Source organism: Halomonas sp. Cn5-12, from assembly GCF_021532545.1.
GTDB classification, from domain to species: Bacteria; Pseudomonadota; Gammaproteobacteria; order Pseudomonadales; family Halomonadaceae; genus Vreelandella; species Vreelandella aquamarina.
In genome coordinates, this window is record NZ_JAKGAY010000018.1 from 20,158 (window position 1) to 36,831 (window position 16,674).

Below are 16,674 nucleotides of genomic sequence, written 5' to 3' on the forward strand. Positions count from 1 at the left end.
TGATGGCCCCCATATAGGCTGCATACGTGGTTAACACCCGCTACTTACCTCAGGTGGCCGCCACCGGCACCATTACTTATTCCAGGAGCAAGGCATGGCAAAAGAACCGCAAACCCCGTTGGAAGATGAGCTGGCACGCCAAGAGCAGGAAGCAGAGGTCACCGACCAGTCTGCCGAAGAGCGGTTGGTGGAAGGCGAACTGGAAGGGCTGATCGATGACGATGCACCGCTGAAAGATAGCGCTGGTAGCCCCGAAGCCGACGTGCTGGCCGCTCAGGTAGAAGAGCTCGAGCAGAGCCTGGCGGAAGCCAAAGACCAAGCGCTGCGGGCTGCTGCCGAAGCTCAGAACGTTCGCCGCCGGGCGGAGCAAGAAGCCGAAAAGGCGCGCAAGTTTGCCCTAGAGAAGTTTGTCAAAGAGCTACTGCCCGTGGTGGATAGCTTGGAGAAAGCGCTGGAAAGCATGCAGGACGATGCGTCCGAGGCGCATCGCGAAGGTGTCTCCATGACCCTCAAGATGCAGCTCGACGTGCTGAGCAAGTTTGGCGTCGAAAGCATCGAGCCTCAGGGCGAGCCCTTCGATCCGCAGGTGCATGAAGCCATGGCGATGGTACCGAACCCAGAGCTCGACCCCAACACCGTGATGGATGTGATGCAGAAAGGCTATCTGTTGAACGGCCGCCTCGTGCGTCCTGCCATGGTCGTGGTCAGCCAAAAAGCGAATTAAGCCGCGTTGACGCATTGCCGCAAAAAAAGCCCTTGAAATGCGGCAAGCGGCCCCCAAATAAAGGTCAACCCCGCGGGATAAGCCCGCAACTTGTTTAAAGAACAAATTTTTTAGTTTTGTAACAACTGAATTCGAGGTTTTTACTATGGGACGCATTATTGGTATCGACCTGGGCACCACTAACTCTTGTGTGGCCGTGCTCGATGGTGACAGCGCTAAAGTCATTGAAAACGCCGAAGGCGGTCGTACCACGCCTTCTATCATTGCCTACACCGACGACGGTGAAATCCTGGTAGGCCAGGCCGCCAAGCGCCAGGCCGTGACTAACCCGGAAAACACTCTTTACGCCATCAAGCGTCTGATTGGCCGTCGCTTCAAAGACGACGTCGTTCAAAAAGACATCAAGATGGTGCCCTACAAAATCGCCGAAGCCGACAACGGTGACGCGTGGGTAGAAGTAAAAGGCAAAAAAATGGCACCGCCGCAGGTGAGTGCGGAAGTGCTGAAGAAGATGAAGAAAACCGCCGAAGATTATCTCGGCGAAGCGGTCACCGAAGCGGTCATCACCGTACCGGCCTACTTCAACGACAGCCAGCGTCAGGCTACTAAAGATGCAGGCCGCATTGCCGGTCTAGACGTCAAGCGTATCATCAACGAGCCGACCGCTGCTGCTCTGGCCTACGGCATGGACAAAGCCCGTGGCGACAAAACCATCGCAGTCTACGACTTGGGTGGTGGTACCTTCGATATTTCCATCATCGAAGTCGCCGACGTGGATGGCGAAACGCAGTTCGAAGTATTGGCAACCAACGGTGACACCTTCCTGGGTGGTGAAGATTTCGACCTCGCGCTGATCAACTATCTGGTCGATCAGTTCAAGTCGGACAGCGGTATCGATTTGTCTGGTGACAATCTGGCCATGCAGCGTCTGAAAGAAGCCGCCGAGAAAGCCAAAATCGAGCTTTCCAGCGCCCAGCAGACCGATGTGAACTTGCCGTACATCACCGCCGACAACACTGGCCCGAAACACCTCAACGTGAAGGTGACTCGTGCCAAACTGGAGTCGCTGGTCGAAGACCTGGTACAGCGTTCGCTCGAGCCGTGCAAAATGGCGCTGAAAGATGCAGGCTTATCCGCTTCTGAAATCGACGAAGTGATCCTGGTCGGCGGTCAGACCCGCATGCCGTTGGTTCAGAAGAAAGCGGCAGACTTCTTCGGTAAAGAAGCCCGTAAAGACGTGAACCCGGATGAAGCGGTTGCCGTGGGCGCTGCGATTCAGGGCGGTGTATTGGGTGGCGACGTAAAAGACGTTCTGCTGCTTGACGTTACCCCGCTGACCCTGGGTATCGAAACCCTGGGTGGCGTGATGACGCCGCTGATCGACAAGAACACCACCATCCCGACCAAGAAGACGCAAACCTTCTCGACCGCGGATGACAACCAGACCGCCGTGACCATTCACGTCGTTCAAGGTGAGCGTAAGCAAGTGTCGCAGAACAAGTCGCTGGGTCGCTTCGACCTCGCCGACATTCCGCCGGCACCGCGCGGTGTGCCGCAGATCGAAGTGGCGTTCGACCTCGATGCCAACGGTATTCTGAACGTGTCTGCCAAAGACAAGGCGACCGGCAAAGAGCAGTCCATCGTCATCAAGGCGTCTAGCGGCCTCTCCGATGAAGAGATCGAGCAAATGGTGCGTGATGCCGAAGCCCACGCGGACGAAGACAAAAAGTTCGAAGCGCTGGTGCAGCTGCGTAACCAAGCGGACGGCATGATTCACGCCACCCGTAAGACCGTTCAAGAAGCGGGCGATAAGGCCACCGATGACGAGAAACAGGCCATCGAAACCGCCATCGCCGAACTGGAAGAAGCGGTGAAAACCGATGACCAGGACGACATCCAGAAGAAACTGGATGCGCTGACCGAAGTCTCCGGCCAGCTGGCGCAAAAGATGTACGCCGAACAGGCAGAAGCGGCCCAGGCGGGTGGTGAAGGTGCTGAAGAAGCCAACACCAAGCAGGACGATGACGTGGTTGACGCCGAGTACGAAGAAGTCAACGACGACAAGAAGAAGCAGTAACCCACCTCTTTCTGCCAAGGAAAGCGGTGACGCGGGAGGCAACTCCCGCGTTGCTGTTTCCGCGGCCGAGACGCCTATAGTGTGTAGCTAACCAGGAGGCGTAGGACCCATGTCCAAACGCGATTATTACGAAGTCCTGGGTGTCGAAAAAGGGGCCGATCAGAAAGAGATCAAAAAGGCCTATCGCCGTCTGGCGCAAAAATTCCACCCTGATCGAAACCCGGACGATACCTCCGCAGCGGAAAAATTCCGCGAAGTGTCGGAAGCTTACGAAGTTCTGAGCGATGGTGAGAAGCGCGCGGCCTACGACCAGTTCGGCCATGCCGGTGTGGACGGCCAGGGCGGCGGCTTCGGTGGCGGCGGCGCTGGCGATTTCAGCGATATCTTCGGCGATGTGTTTGGCGATATCTTCGGTGGCGGCGGTGGCCGTCGTCGTGGGCCCAACGCACCTGCACGGGGTTCCGACCTGCGCTACAACCTAGAGCTGGATCTAGAGAGCGCAGTGGCGGGCACCACGGTGGATATTCGCGTCCCGCGTCATATTGAGTGTGACCGCTGTGACGGTGGCGGCGCCGAGCCGGGCTCCACCAAAGAGACCTGCCCGACCTGTCATGGTCACGGCCAAGTACGCATGCAGCAGGGCTTCTTTGCGGTTCAGCAAACCTGCCCGACCTGTCACGGCAGTGGCCAGCACATCAAAGTGCCGTGCCACAAATGTAACGGCGAAGGGCGCGTGCGCGAAACCCGCACCCTCTCGGTGAAGATTCCGCCGGGTGTGGATACGGGAGACCGTATTCGTCTCAACGGCGAAGGCGAGAGCGGCGTGAACGGTGGCCCGGCGGGCGATCTGTACGTTCAGGTGTCCATTAAGCCGCACCACATCTTCAAGCGTGACGGTAAGCACCTGCAGTGCGACGTGCCGATCAACTTTGTTGATGCAGCGTTAGGTGGCGAGCTGGAAGTGCCCACGCTAGATGGTCGCGTGAAGCTGAAGATCCCGCCGGAAACCCAAACCGGCAAACTCTTCCGCCTGCGCGGCAAAGGCGTGAAGCCGGTACGCGGCGGTGCCCCCGGCGACCTGCTGTGCAAAGTAGTGTTGGAAACGCCCGTCAACCTCAACGACGAGCAGAAAGACCTGCTTCGCCAGCTGCAAAAGAGCTTTGATGACAGCAATAGTCATAGCCACTCGCCGAAGAAGACTGGCTTCTTCGATAGCGTGAAGAAGTTCTTTGAAGAGATGAAGCCGTAAGGTCTTTATCTATTTCATGCAGTTTGTGTAGCAACGCTAAAAACCAGCATCCATTGGGTGCTGGTTTTTTGTTGCATGTAGCTAGGTGGCTGCACCGTTGCAACGAATTCTCATTCAACGCTTGGCTCTTATCGCGGTGGGGATTAGGCTAGTGGGTGCTCACCCGCCACCTATATGGAGAGATCTCTATGCCTTTATCCCGAGCAGAAATTGCCACCCCATCCGGCGCGCGGTTGATCAACCGCCTGTGTAAACACTGGGCGCATAAGCTTGAGGTGGAGCACAGTGAGCAGGACGCCAAGATCGTGTTTGCCAGCGGTACTTGCCTGATGCACGCCGAACCTGATCGGCTACTGGTCTCCATCGAAACCCTGGAAGAAGAGCACTTGGACCAGCTAGAGGGCGTGGTCGAGAGCCATCTAATGCGTATGGCGAAAGACGAGTCGCTGGAGATTGTCTGGGAGAATTGAAAGTGCATGAAGGGCGCTGCCGTTAGCGCCGCATCGCTAAGGGTGGTCTGCTATAATCGCGGCCACCTTTTTTGTTTCTAGTTGATGCCAAATAGCGCACGCGTAGGAGTTTCCATGACCCGAATTGCCATTGTAGGCGTAGCTGGCCGCATGGGCCGCACGTTAGTTAACGCTGTTGAGCAACAGGCTGATGCCTCGCTTGCAGGCGGTATTGTGGAGCCGGGCAGCTCCCTGGCGGGCGTAGATATCGGCGAGCTGGCAGGTGTGGGTAAGCGTGGTGTGGCCGCCGTGGATTCGCTCGACGCCATTGTGGATGACTTCGACGTGCTGATCGACTTCACTGCGCCCCAAGTCACCTTGGCGAATCTGGCATTCTGCGCTGAGCACGGTAAGTGCATCGTGATCGGCACCACCGGTATGAACGATGAAGAGCTGGCCGAGCTAGATAGCTACCGCGATAAGGTGGCCATGGTGTTTGCTCCCAACATGAGCGTGGGCGTGAACCTGACGCTCAAGCTACTGGAAACGGCGGCCAAGGCGCTGGGTGATGAAGGCTACGATATTGAGGTGATTGAGTCCCACCACCGCTATAAAGTCGATGCGCCTTCCGGCACGGCCATTAAAATGGGTGAAGTGGTGGCCGAAAGTTTGGGCCGTACCTTGAAAGAGCACGGCGTGTTTGAGCGGGTTGGGCAGTGCGGCCCGCGTACCGATAAAGAGATCGGCTTCGCTACCGTGCGGGCGGGCGATATCGTCGGTGAGCACACGGTGATGTTCGCCACCGAAGGCGAGCGCATCGAAATCACTCATAAAGCTTCCAGCCGTATGACCTTCGCCAAAGGGGCCGTGCGGGCGGCACGCTGGGTGGCCGCTCAGCCGCATGGCCGTTATGACATGCAGGACGTGCTGGCGCTGAGCTGAGCCGTGGGCTTGTGTTAGACCAAGGTCGGCATAAAGCGCTGGCCCTGATGCGCTAAATGCTGTAACATTCCAAAAATTTTGGCCCAGTGGCTGCAAAGAGCAGCAAAATATCTACAGTGAAGAGCTGTAGAGAGAGCAGAGAGAGCACCGCGCTTGTTGCACTGGCCGTTAAGTGGGAAAAGTAGTCAGCTAAATGCTGCGCCATGGCTAACACCGTTATGAAGGCCAAGGAAAGAGAACAACAAGCGGGATGAAACCGATTTTTTATTATCGGCTTCGTCCCGCTTTTTTACGACCCGACGTTTGCACGCAAACGCCGACAACCGGATCGCCGAGCCTGCGCCCACAGGCTCCCACCAGCATGGGAGAACTTGTCTTGAATAACCCCGCATTGAGCAAACCCGCGATATTGGCCCTGGAAGATGGCAGTGTGTTTCATGGAACTGCCATTGGCGCGGATGGAGTCACAAGCGGTGAGGTGGTGTTCAATACAGCCATGACCGGCTACCAGGAAATCCTCACCGACCCCTCTTACACCCGCCAAATCGTCACCCTGACTTACCCGCACATCGGCAACACTGGCATTAACTCTGAAGATGTAGAGTCCGCCTCGATTGCGGCAGCTGGCTTGGTAATTCGCGATCTCCCCCTGCTGGCCAGTAGCTTCCGTTCTGAGCAAACCCTCTCTGATTACCTGAAAAGCCACAACGTGCTGGGTATTGCGGATATCGATACCCGCCGCCTGACGCGTATTTTGCGCGATAAAGGTGCCCAGAACGGTGCGATTCTGGCGGGTGTCGATGCAGAAGGTGAGGATGCCGTCGAGCGGGCGCTGGCGGCGGCGAAGGCATTTCCGGGCTTGAAGGGCATGGATTTAGCCAAGGAAGTCTCCTGCAAAGAGGCTTACGAGTGGTCGGAAGGCGAGTGGGCCTTGGGCGAAGGCTATGCGGATGCGAGCCAGGGCGAGCGCCCTTACCATGTGGTCGCGTTTGATTACGGCGTGAAGTTCAACATCCTGCGTATGCTGGCGGCGCGCGGCTGCCGCTTGACCGTGGTGCCGGCGCAAACGCCTGCGGCAGAGGTGCTGGCGATGAACCCGGATGGCGTGTTCCTGGCTAACGGCCCCGGCGACCCCGAGCCCTGTGACTACGCCATCAAAGCGATCCAGGAAGTGTTGGAAACCGACACGCCGGTGTTCGGCATTTGCTTGGGCCACCAGCTGCTGGCGCTGGCCTCCGGTGCCAAAACCGTCAAGATGGGCCACGGCCACCATGGTGCTAACCATCCGGTACAAGACCTAGATACCGGCACGGTGATGATCACCAGCCAGAACCATGGCTTTGCCGCCGATGAAGCCTCCCTGCCCAGCAACGTACGTGCCACGCACCGCTCGCTGTTCGATGGCACCCTGCAGGGCATTGAGCGTACCGACCGCCCGGCGTTTAGCTTTCAGGGCCACCCGGAAGCCAGCCCTGGCCCGCGCGATGTAGCGCCGCTATTTGATCGCTTTATCGCCATGATGCAGGCGCGCCGCTAAGTTAGCCACGCTGCCTCTCATTGCCTAGTTACGCCGTTTTGATGCTCATCGTCACCACTTTTTGCGGGAACCGTTATGCCTAAGCGTACCGATATCAATAGCATTCTTATCATTGGCGCTGGTCCGATTGTCATCGGCCAGGCCTGCGAATTCGACTACTCTGGCGCTCAGGCGTGTAAAGCGCTGCGCGAAGAGGGTTACCGGGTTATTTTGGTCAACTCTAATCCGGCCACCATCATGACCGACCCGGCCATGGCCGATGCCACCTACATCGAGCCGATTACCTGGCAGGCGGTTGAGAAAATTATCGAAGTCGAGCGCCCGGACGCCATTCTCCCCACCATGGGCGGCCAAACCGCGCTGAACTGTGCGCTGGATCTTGAAAAACATGGCGTACTTGCTAAGTACAGTGTTGAGATGATCGGCGCCAACGCCGACGCCATTAATATGGCGGAAGACCGCGACCTGTTCGACCAAGCCATGAAGCGCATTGGCCTGGAGTGCCCGAAAGCCAAAGTGGCGCACACCATGGACGAGGCGTGGGAAATTCAGGCAGAGCTAGGTTTCCCAACAATTATTCGTCCTTCCTACACCATGGGTGGCTCTGGCGGCGGTGTGGCGTACAACAAGGAAGAGTTCGAAGAGATCTGTACCCGCGGTTTCGAGCTTTCCAATAACCACGAGCTGCTGATTGATGAGTCGCTGCTGGGTTGGAAAGAGTACGAAATGGAAGTGGTGCGCGACAAAAACGATAACTGCATTATCGTTTGCGCCATCGAGAACTTCGACCCCATGGGCGTCCACACCGGCGACTCCATCACTGTCGCGCCGGCACAAACGCTGACCGATAAAGAGTACCAGATCATGCGGGACGCGAGCCTCGCGGTACTGCGTGAAATCGGCGTGGAAACCGGCGGCTCCAACGTGCAGTTTGGTATGGACCCGAAAACCGGTCGTCTGGTCGTGATCGAGATGAACCCGCGTGTGTCGCGCTCGTCGGCGCTGGCATCGAAGGCCACCGGTTTCCCGATTGCTAAAATCGCCGCGAAGCTGGCGGTGGGTTACACCCTTGACGAGCTGCAGAACGATATTACTGGCGGTCAAACACCAGCGTCGTTTGAGCCGTCCATCGACTATGTCGTGACCAAAATTCCGCGCTTTACGTTCGAGAAATTCCCCCAAGCGAACGACCGCCTGACCACCCAGATGAAGTCGGTGGGTGAAGTGATGGCGATTGGCCGCACGTTCCAAGAGTCGCTGCAAAAAGCGCTGCGCGGTATGGAAACCGGTAACGACGGCCTCGACCCGATCATTACCGAGTTCACCGATGAAACGATGGCCCAGATTAAGGGCGAGCTGCAGGCCGCGGGTGCCGAGCGTATCTTCTTTGTGGCTGATGCTATGCGCGCTGGTATGAGCGTGGAAGAGATCTTTGCGCTGACCAACATCGACCGCTGGTTCCTGGTGCAAATGGAAGACCTGATTCTCACCGAAGCCGCCGTGTCCAAGCGCGCCCTGGCAGAGTTCTCGGCGCGTGAGCTGTTCCAGCTCAAGCGCAAGGGCTTCTCCGATGCGCGGCTGGCGAAGCTGCTGGGCGTCTCCGAGAAGGAGTTCCGCAAGACGCGTCAGGCAGCAGGCATTCGCCCGGTGTACAAGCGCGTGGACACCTGTGCCGCCGAGTTTGCTTCCGATACCGCCTACATGTACTCCACCTATGAAGAGGAGTGCGAAGCGGACGTGTCGGATCGCCAGAAGATCATGGTGCTGGGCGGTGGCCCGAACCGTATCGGTCAGGGTATCGAGTTCGACTACTGCTGTGTGCACGCCGCCTTCGCCATGCGCGACGACGGCTATGAAACCATCATGGTCAACTGCAACCCGGAAACCGTCTCCACCGACTACGACACCTCCGACCGTCTCTACTTCGAGCCGGTGACGCTGGAAGACGTGCTGGAAATCGCCGACAAGGAGAAGCCGGTGGGCGTCATCGTCCAGTTCGGCGGCCAAACGCCGCTGAAGCTGGCTCGTGAGCTGGAAGCGGCAGGCGTGCCGATCATCGGTACCACGCCGGACGCCATCGATCGCGCCGAAGACCGCGAGCGCTTCCAGGTGATGATCGACAAGCTCGACCTGAAGCAGCCGCCCAACGCCACGGCCCGGAGCTTCGAAGAAGCCTTCACCAAGGCCGAGAAGATCGGCTACCCGCTGGTCGTGCGCCCCAGCTACGTACTAGGTGGCCGTGCCATGGAGATCGTCTACGATGCCTCTGAGCTCGAAAACTACATGACCAACGCGGTGAAGGTCTCTAACGACTCTCCGGTACTGCTGGATCACTTCCTGAGCGCGGCGGTGGAAGTGGATATCGATGCGGTCTCTGACGGCCAGCAGGTCGTGATTGGCGGTATCATGCAGCACGTCGAGCAAGCGGGCGTTCACTCCGGTGACTCCGCCTGCGCGCTGCCGCCTTACTCGCTGCCTGCCGACGTGCAGGACGAGATGCGTGAGCAGGTCAAGAAAATGGCCGTGGAGCTGGGCGTCAAAGGCCTGATGAACGTGCAGCTGGCCTGGCAGGAGGGCGAGATCTACGTGATCGAGGTCAACCCTCGTGCATCGCGTACCGTGCCGTTTGTTTCCAAGTGCATCGGCACCTCGCTGGCGCAGATTGCCGCGCGCTGCATGGCTGGTAAGACGCTGGCCGAGCAGGGCTTCGAACGTGAGATAGTGCCGCACTTCTATAGCGTCAAAGAAGCGGTCTTCCCGTTCAACAAGTTCCAGGGCGTTGATCCAATTCTCTCGCCGGAAATGAAATCCACCGGTGAAGTGATGGGCTCGGGCGATACCTTCGCGGAAGCCTTTTTCAAGGCGCAGCTGGGCGCGGGCGAGGCGATCCCGGCGCTGGATGGCGACCGTAAAGCGTTCCTGTCGGTGCGTGAGCCTGATAAGCAGGGGATTATCGAAGTGGCCCGTTCTCTGCTAACATTGGGCTTCACGCTATGTGCAACACGCGGTACCGCTGCGGCCCTCGAAGCCGCCGGGCTGCCCGTGGAGCACGTCAATAAAGTCTACGAAGGCCGTCCCCATATCGTCGATCTGCTGAAGAACGACGAAATCGCCTACATCGTGAATACCACCGAAGGTCGTCAGGCAATCAACGACTCTTCGATCATTCGCCGTACTGCTCTCGCGCGCAAGGTGCCCTATGCGACCACCTTGGCGGGCGCTAATGCTGTTTGCATGGCGCTAGAGTACGGTAGGGAGATTACGGTGCGGCGCCTTCAGGATCTGCATGCAGGAGCAAGTCAATGAACAAGGTCCCGATGACGGTAGCGGGAGAAAAAAGTCTTCGCGAAGAGCTCAACCACTTGAAGGGCGAAGCTCGCCCTCAGGTGATTGCGGCCATCGCTGAAGCGCGTGAACACGGCGATCTCAAGGAGAACGCCGAGTACCACGCCGCCCGTGAACAACAGGGGTTTATTGAAGGCCGTATTCAGGAAATCGAGAGTAAGCTCTCTGGCGCCCAGGTGATTGATGTCACCAAGCTGCCGAAAACCGGCAAGGTGATTTTTGGGGTGACTGTGTCGCTCTTGAACCTGGATAGTGATGCCAGCGTTACCTATCGCATTGTTGGCGAAGATGAAGCCGACATTAAAGCGGGGCGTATTTCGGTCACTTCACCCATTGCGCGCGCGCTGATTGGTAAAGAAGAGGGCGATGTGGTGGTGGTGAAAACGCCCGGCGGCGACGTTGAGTACGAAATTGAGAGTGTTGAACACCTCTAATATTGTGCGGATAGCGCCATAAAAAAGGCCCGATGCAGGTAGCTGCTTCGGGCCTTTTAGCTTAGCGGCGCTTGGCACCGTGTCAGCATAGTACTGTGTGCTTTAGTGCCGCCCGTGATGGTTTTCGAAGCGGGTAACGTTGGAGAGCTTGGGGTTAGCCTTTGGGTTGCGGCGATAAAGCAGCGCCATTTTGCCAATGGTCTGCACCAGCTCGGCCTTGCTGTCAGCCAGCAGCTCGTTGATCATCGCGGCGCGATCATCCCGCTCGGGCAGGGCGAGCTTCACTTTGATCAGCTCGTGGTCGTTGAGCGCGCGGCTGAGTTCTGCGAGCAGGTTTTCGGAGACGCCGTTCTCAGAAACGGTGACCACGGGGTTCAAATGGTGGCCAATGCTACGAAATGCTTTCTTTTGTGCCTGTGACAAGCTCATGGTATCTTGCGGTATCCCGGTTAGCGCTTAACGTTCCATCTTACGGTGAAATGCCGCTAAGTGAAAGCAATCACGTGAACGCACCCATCTCTTATTCCAGTGTCAGATTCCCACATGCAGCAAAAGCCTCCAAGCCGTAAACATTCAGTGAGCAAAACCAGCAACAACTGGAAGAAAGAACATTTCGACGACCAGTACGTAAAACAGAGCTGGCAGGATGGCTACCGCTCCCGGGCGAGCTATAAGCTGCTAGAGCTGGATGAGAAGGATAAACTGTTTCGTAATGGTATGACGATCATTGATCTGGGGGCAGCCCCCGGTGGATGGAGCCAAATCGCCGCCGAAAAAGTCGGGCCAGAGGGCGTGGTCATCGCCTCTGATATTCTGGAGATGGATGCGCTGGCAGGGGTGGACTTTATTCAGGGCGATTTTACCGAGGAGAGCGTACTTAACGCGATTCTTGAGCGCCTGGGAAATCGTCCGGTAGACCTTGTTATGTCGGACATGGCCCCCAATATGAGTGGTATGGCAGCCATCGATCAGCCACAAGCGATGTATCTTGTCGAGCTGGCGTTGGAGTTGGCCCGTGAAACGCTCTCGCCCAAAGGGCGGTTTTTGGTAAAGGTCTTCCAGGGGGAAGGCTTTGACGCCTACCTAAAAGAGCTGCGCGGCAGTTTTGACCGCGTGGTTACCCGCAAACCGGATGCCTCCCGGGCGCGCTCCCGAGAAGTCTATTTTTTGGCGGAGGGTTTTCGCGGTTAAACCAGTGCTGGCAAGGCCCTGGTGTTATGGCAAAGTGCTATAGCAAAGATTTATCACCACGATTGCCAGACAGGCAAGCGTAAGGTGTGTCACATTATGTACATTGGACGAACGTGACACAGATGGCCCAAAGCCAAATGTGCTTTGGCAATGGTTGAACGTTAAGCTCTAGTGTAAGGTCAGAGTATTAGCGGTTAACTGACGGATTCTTGTAATGAGGGTAGCCCCTTGAACGATATGGCGAAGAACCTGATTCTGTGGTTGGTCATCGCGGCCGTTCTACTGACAGTGTTCAATAATTTCAGTACGGAAAGCGCACCGCAAACCACTAACTACTCCCAGTTTGTGCAGCAGGTGCAAAATCAGCAGATCCGCAGCGTCACCATCGATGGGTATACCATCACCGGTGAGCGGATCGATGGTTCGCAGTTCCAGACCATCCGCCCTGCCGCAGAAGATCCCAAGCTGATCGACGACCTGCTGAGCAACAATGTCACGGTGGTCGGCAAGGCGCCGGAGCAGCAAAGCATCTGGACGCGGCTACTGATTGCCAGTTTCCCGATCCTGCTCATTCTGGCGATCTTCATGTTCTTCATGCGCCAGATGCAAGGCGGTGCCGGTGGTGGCAAGGGTGGCCCGATGAGCTTTGGCAAATCCAAGGCGAAGCTGCTCTCCCAGGATCAGATCAAAACCACCTTTGCCGATGTCGCAGGCTGCGACGAAGCGAAGGAGGAAGTAGAAGAGCTGGTCGACTTCCTGCGCGACCCGACCAAGTTCCAGCGTCTGGGGGGTACCATTCCCCGCGGCGTACTGATGGTGGGCCCGCCCGGTACCGGTAAAACGCTGCTGGCCAAGTCTATCGCGGGCGAAGCTAAAGTGCCGTTCTTCTCCATCTCGGGTTCCGACTTCGTTGAAATGTTCGTCGGTGTGGGTGCGTCCCGCGTACGCGACATGTTCGAACAGGCCAAGAAGCAGGCGCCCTGCATTATCTTTATCGACGAAATCGATGCTGTTGGCCGCTCGCGCGGTACCGGCATGGGTGGTGGTAATGATGAGCGTGAGCAGACGCTGAACCAGCTGCTGGTCGAGATGGACGGCTTTGAAGCCAACGAGGGCATTATTGTCATCGCCGCCACCAACCGCCCGGACGTTCTTGACCCCGCGCTGCTGCGCCCGGGCCGCTTCGACCGTCAGGTAACCGTGGGCTTGCCGGATATCCGTGGCCGTGAGCATATTCTGGGCGTTCACCTGCGCAAGGTGCCGCTGGCGGATGACGTGAAGCCGCAGCTGATTGCCCGTGGTACGCCTGGCTTCTCCGGTGCCGACCTGGCCAACCTGGTGAACGAGGCTGCCCTGTTTGCGGCGCGTCGTAACAAGCGCCTGGTAGGCATGGAAGAGCTTGAGCTGGCCAAGGACAAGATCATGATGGGCGCTGAGCGCAAATCCATGGTCATGACCGATAAAGAGAAGCTCAATACCGCTTATCACGAAGCAGGCCACGCGATTATTGGCTTGGTCATGCCTGAGCACGATCCGGTCTACAAGGTGACGATTATTCCCCGTGGCCGCGCGCTGGGTGTGACGATGTTCCTGCCGGAAGAGGATCGCTACAGCCTGTCGCGCCAGCAAATTATCAGCCAGATCTGCTCGCTGTTTGGCGGTCGTATTGCCGAAGAGATGACGCTGGGTGCTAACGGTGTGACCACTGGTGCATCTAACGACATCAAGCGTGCCACTGAGCTGGCTCACAACATGGTGGCCAAATGGGGTCTCTCGGATGAGATGGGTCCGATCATGTACGATGAGGACGAGTCTCACCAGTTCCTCGGTGGCCCTGGTCAGGGCGGTGGTAAGCTGAAATCTGGAGAAACCACCGCGCGTCTTGATAAAGAAGTGCGCAAGATTATCGATGAGTGTTACGAGCAGGCGCGTCAGATTCTGCATGACAACCGCGACAAGCTGGATGCCATGGCAGAAGCGCTGATGAAGTTTGAAACCATCGACGCCAGCCAGCTTAAAGACATCATGGAAGGACGTGACCCGCGTCCGCCGGAAGGCTGGAACGACGGTGACTCCTCCGGTGGTGGAATGCGCATCAGCGACGATAAGCCAGAAGCGAAAGCGGATGACCAAGCGCCTAACGCGTCAAGCGATGAAGGCGAAGAGGGTGACGATGAGCCTCGCCGTCGTCCATCTGACCCGCTAGGTGGCCCTGCAGGTCCTTAATCAAGCCATACTGCTGGTGTTAGCAAAGGCGTCCCATATTGGGGCGCCTTTTTGTTATGCTGTGGGCCAATAGCAGTTACGTTTCTTTTCTATTTTTAGGCGGTAGCATGACACCGAACGTTGACCCTTCATCGCCTTCATCGCCTTCACGCCAAGCAGAGAGTGCTTTGCAGCTGCGCTGTGGGCGCCATACGCTTGATCTTTCGTTTCCACGGGTGATGGGTATTTTGAACGTCACGCCTGATTCGTTCTCCGATGGTGGTCAGCATGTTGCCTTAGAAGATGCGCTACGCCACGCCGAGCGCATGCTGGCCGAAGGCGCTGCCTTGATTGATGTGGGCGGCGAATCGACCCGTCCAGGCGCTATGGCGGTTTCTGAGCAGCAAGAGCTAGACCGTGTCGCACCCGTAGTGGAAGCGCTGGTGCGCGAACTAGATGCGTTGGTATCGGTGGATACCAGCAGCGCCACGGTAATTCGTGAAGCCAGCGCCTTAGGGGCGGGGATGATTAACGATGTGCGTGCGCTAGAGCGCGAGGGCGCACTGGCAGCTGCCGCCAGTAGCGGTTTGCCTGTGTGTCTGATGCACCGCCAGGGTGAGCCGCAGAACATGCAGCACTCTCCTGAGTACAGCGAGCCCGTAGAGCGTGCGGTCGCGGCGTATTTATCCGAGCGTATCGATGCTTGTGAAGCGGCAGGGCTGCGCCGTCATCGTCTTTTGATCGACCCTGGCTTTGGGTTTGGCAAAACCGTCGAGCATAACCTGCGTTTGCTCAAGTATATGGAGTCGCTGCTCGCGCTTGATCTGCCGATATTGGTAGGCATGTCACGTAAAAGCATGATTGGCAAAGTACTGGGTCGTCCGGTAGAAGAGCGGTTAGCTGGCGGCTTGGCTTTGTCGGCTATGGCGGTTGAACGTGGGGCGAGCATTCTACGAGTGCATGATGTTGGGCCTACAGTGGATGCTGTGAATATGGCTTGGGCGGTACTACAAGAGGGCTGTGAGCCGCCCGTTGATAAGGAACTCTCGTTATGACACGACGCTATTTTGGCACTGATGGTATTCGCGGTACCGTTGGGCAGTCACCGATTACTGCTGACTTTATGCTCAAGTTGGGGTGGGCCGCTGGGCAGGTGCTGCGCCGTGAAAAGGGCCGCACGCGGGTATTAATTGGTAAAGACACGCGTATTTCTGGCTATATGTTTGAGTCGGCGCTGGAAGCGGGGCTTTCAGCCGCCGGTGTGGATGTTTCCCTGTTAGGGCCGATGCCCACGCCTGGGATCGCTTATCTCACACGTACCTTCCGGGCGGATGCGGGCATTGTGATTTCAGCTTCTCATAATCCGTTTGACGATAACGGCATTAAGTTTTTCTCCGCAGAAGGCAAAAAGCTGCCGGATGACGTGGAAGGCCGCATTGAAGCGATGCTGGAAGCCCCGTTGACCACCGCCGATGCAGCGCAGCTAGGTAAGGCGGCACGCATTGACGATGCCGCAGGCCGCTATATTGAGTTCTGTAAATCTACCCTGCCGGACCGACTTAGTCTGCACGGACTGAAAGTGGTATTGGATTGCGCCCACGGTGCCACTTACCATATCGCGCCCAGCGTTTTTCGCGAGCTAGGGGCGGAAGTGAGCGTGATTGGCGCTGCGCCAGATGGATTAAATATCAACCACCATGTGGGATCGACACACCCAGCAGCGCTGCGGGCGGCGGTAATTCAGCAAGGGGCGGATTTAGGCATTGCTTTCGATGGCGATGGCGACCGTGTACTGCTCGTTGATGCGGATGGTCGTGAGGTCGATGGCGACGATATTTTGTACTTAATCGCCCGTGACCGTTTTGAGCGCGGCCTTCTGGAAGGCGGCGTGGTCGGCACGCTGATGAGTAACTTCGGCTTGGGGATGGCATTAGACCGGCTCGGTATCCCGTTCCAGCGTGCCAAAGTAGGCGACCGCTTCGTGATGGAAATGATGGCAGCCAACGGCTGGGAGCTGGGCGGCGAAGCGTCGGGACACATTGTCTGTGGCCACGTACAAACGACCGGTGATGGTATTGTGTCAGCCTTGCAGGTGCTGGGGTTAATGGTGCGGGAGCAAAAGCCGTTACCATCGCTGCTGAAAGGGCTGGAAAAAGTGCCGCAATCACTGGTTAATGTGCGCTTGCCCGCAGGGTCGAATGCCAAAGAGGTTATGGCTGCCCAACCGCTGTTGGATGCTGTTGCTGCATTAGAGGCTGAATTAGGGGACCAAGGGCGGGTACTGCTGCGCCCATCCGGCACCGAGCCATTAATCCGCGTAATGGTGGAAGGGCGCGCTCATTTGGATGTGGATCGCTTAGCCAATAAGCTGGCAGGTCAAGTGCAGGCGCTACTCGGCTAGCATGCTGGGTCGTGAATAGCCGTCCTTGCTTGGCGAAGCGCGTCCTGCTTGTCATTGGGCTTGCAACAGCGGTTGTCTTGACAAGGCGGCTCCTATACCATTTCGCTCCACCTTGAGTGA

General features: G+C 57.4%; 13 protein-coding genes. 12 read left to right on the forward strand and 1 reads right to left on the reverse strand.

Going from position 1 to position 16,674, the window contains the following annotated elements:
- Positions 1-94: 94 nt before the first annotated feature.
- The 8 genes from grpE (at position 95) to greA (ending at position 10,757) form a co-directional block, all read left to right on the forward strand.
- Positions 95-724, forward strand: a complete 630-nt coding sequence (gene grpE / locus L1249_RS11085; protein ID WP_044629461.1) for a nucleotide exchange factor GrpE — start codon at positions 95-97, stop codon at positions 722-724.
- A gap of 145 nt (positions 725-869) precedes the next feature.
- Positions 870-2,801: a molecular chaperone DnaK gene (dnaK, locus tag L1249_RS11090; protein WP_044629462.1), complete on the forward strand. Its 1,932-nt coding sequence runs from the start codon at positions 870-872 to the stop codon at positions 2,799-2,801.
- Between the two features lie 109 nt (positions 2,802-2,910).
- Positions 2,911-4,050 carry a molecular chaperone DnaJ gene (gene dnaJ / locus L1249_RS11095; RefSeq protein ID WP_044629463.1) on the forward strand — a complete coding sequence of 380 codons (1,140 nt, stop codon included), beginning with the start codon at positions 2,911-2,913 and terminating at the stop codon, positions 4,048-4,050.
- A gap of 188 nt (positions 4,051-4,238) precedes the next feature.
- Positions 4,239-4,520, forward strand: a complete 282-nt coding sequence (locus L1249_RS11100; protein ID WP_044629464.1) for a DUF2218 domain-containing protein — start codon at positions 4,239-4,241, stop codon at positions 4,518-4,520.
- Between the two features lie 114 nt (positions 4,521-4,634).
- The gene (gene dapB, locus L1249_RS11105) at positions 4,635-5,441 is read left to right on the forward strand and encodes a 4-hydroxy-tetrahydrodipicolinate reductase (RefSeq protein WP_044629465.1); all 807 of its coding nucleotides are present in this window, start codon (positions 4,635-4,637) and stop codon (positions 5,439-5,441) included.
- Between the two features lie 391 nt (positions 5,442-5,832).
- A complete protein-coding gene (gene carA / locus L1249_RS11110) occupies positions 5,833-6,978 on the forward strand; it encodes a glutamine-hydrolyzing carbamoyl-phosphate synthase small subunit (protein ID WP_197931393.1) in 1,146 nt (381 codons plus the stop codon).
- 75 nt (positions 6,979-7,053) lie between these two features.
- Positions 7,054-10,284: a carbamoyl-phosphate synthase large subunit gene (carB, locus tag L1249_RS11115; protein ID WP_044629466.1), complete on the forward strand. Its 3,231-nt coding sequence runs from the start codon at positions 7,054-7,056 to the stop codon at positions 10,282-10,284.
- Positions 10,281-10,757, forward strand: a complete 477-nt coding sequence (greA, locus tag L1249_RS11120) for a transcription elongation factor GreA (protein ID WP_044629467.1) — start codon at positions 10,281-10,283, stop codon at positions 10,755-10,757. Before carB ends, greA begins: the two co-directional genes overlap by 4 nt.
- A gap of 102 nt (positions 10,758-10,859) precedes the next feature.
- Here greA and yhbY read toward each other — a convergent pair whose 3' ends face one another.
- Positions 10,860-11,186 (reverse strand): ribosome assembly RNA-binding protein YhbY, encoded by a 327-nt coding sequence (yhbY, locus tag L1249_RS11125; RefSeq protein ID WP_016915916.1) that lies wholly within the window; start codon positions 11,184-11,186, stop codon positions 10,860-10,862.
- A gap of 114 nt (positions 11,187-11,300) precedes the next feature.
- Here yhbY and rlmE point away from each other — a divergent pair, with 114 nt between their 5' ends.
- From rlmE to glmM, 4 genes are all read left to right on the forward strand, one after another.
- Positions 11,301-11,948 (forward strand): 23S rRNA (uridine(2552)-2'-O)-methyltransferase RlmE, encoded by a 648-nt coding sequence (rlmE, locus tag L1249_RS11130; protein ID WP_044629468.1) that lies wholly within the window; start codon positions 11,301-11,303, stop codon positions 11,946-11,948.
- A 228-nt stretch (positions 11,949-12,176) separates the two neighbouring features.
- On the forward strand, positions 12,177-14,174 hold the full coding sequence (ftsH, locus tag L1249_RS11135; protein ID WP_044629469.1) for an ATP-dependent zinc metalloprotease FtsH: 1,998 nt from the start codon (positions 12,177-12,179) through the stop codon (positions 14,172-14,174).
- A 107-nt stretch (positions 14,175-14,281) separates the two neighbouring features.
- Positions 14,282-15,208 (forward strand): dihydropteroate synthase, encoded by a 927-nt coding sequence (gene folP, locus L1249_RS11140; RefSeq protein WP_044629501.1) that lies wholly within the window; start codon positions 14,282-14,284, stop codon positions 15,206-15,208.
- Complete coding sequence (gene glmM / locus L1249_RS11145; RefSeq protein ID WP_044629470.1) at positions 15,205-16,554, forward strand: phosphoglucosamine mutase; 1,350 nt, start codon at positions 15,205-15,207, stop codon at positions 16,552-16,554. Before folP ends, glmM begins: the two co-directional genes overlap by 4 nt.
- Positions 16,555-16,674 lie beyond the last annotated feature (120 nt).

Excerpts from the sequence above, each read along its gene's own strand:
- grpE (WP_044629461.1), top strand. The coding sequence starts at position 95 with ATGGCAAAAGAACCGCAAACCCCGTTGGAAGATGAGCTGGCACGCCAA.
- dnaK (WP_044629462.1), top strand. The coding sequence starts at position 870 with ATGGGACGCATTATTGGTATCGACCTGGGCACCACTAACTCTTGTGTG.
- folP (WP_044629501.1), top strand. The coding sequence starts at position 14,282 with ATGACACCGAACGTTGACCCTTCATCGCCTTCATCGCCTTCACGCCAA.
- L1249_RS11100 (WP_044629464.1), top strand. The coding sequence starts at position 4,239 with ATGCCTTTATCCCGAGCAGAAATTGCCACCCCATCCGGCGCGCGGTTG.
- greA (WP_044629467.1), top strand. The coding sequence starts at position 10,281 with ATGAACAAGGTCCCGATGACGGTAGCGGGAGAAAAAAGTCTTCGCGAA.
- dnaJ (WP_044629463.1), top strand. The coding sequence starts at position 2,911 with ATGTCCAAACGCGATTATTACGAAGTCCTGGGTGTCGAAAAAGGGGCC.
- glmM (WP_044629470.1), top strand. The coding sequence starts at position 15,205 with ATGACACGACGCTATTTTGGCACTGATGGTATTCGCGGTACCGTTGGG.
- rlmE (WP_044629468.1), top strand. The coding sequence starts at position 11,301 with ATGCAGCAAAAGCCTCCAAGCCGTAAACATTCAGTGAGCAAAACCAGC.
- dapB (WP_044629465.1), top strand. The coding sequence starts at position 4,635 with ATGACCCGAATTGCCATTGTAGGCGTAGCTGGCCGCATGGGCCGCACG.
- yhbY (WP_016915916.1), bottom strand. The coding sequence starts at position 11,186 with ATGAGCTTGTCACAGGCACAAAAGAAAGCATTTCGTAGCATTGGCCAC.
- carB (WP_044629466.1), top strand. The coding sequence starts at position 7,054 with ATGCCTAAGCGTACCGATATCAATAGCATTCTTATCATTGGCGCTGGT.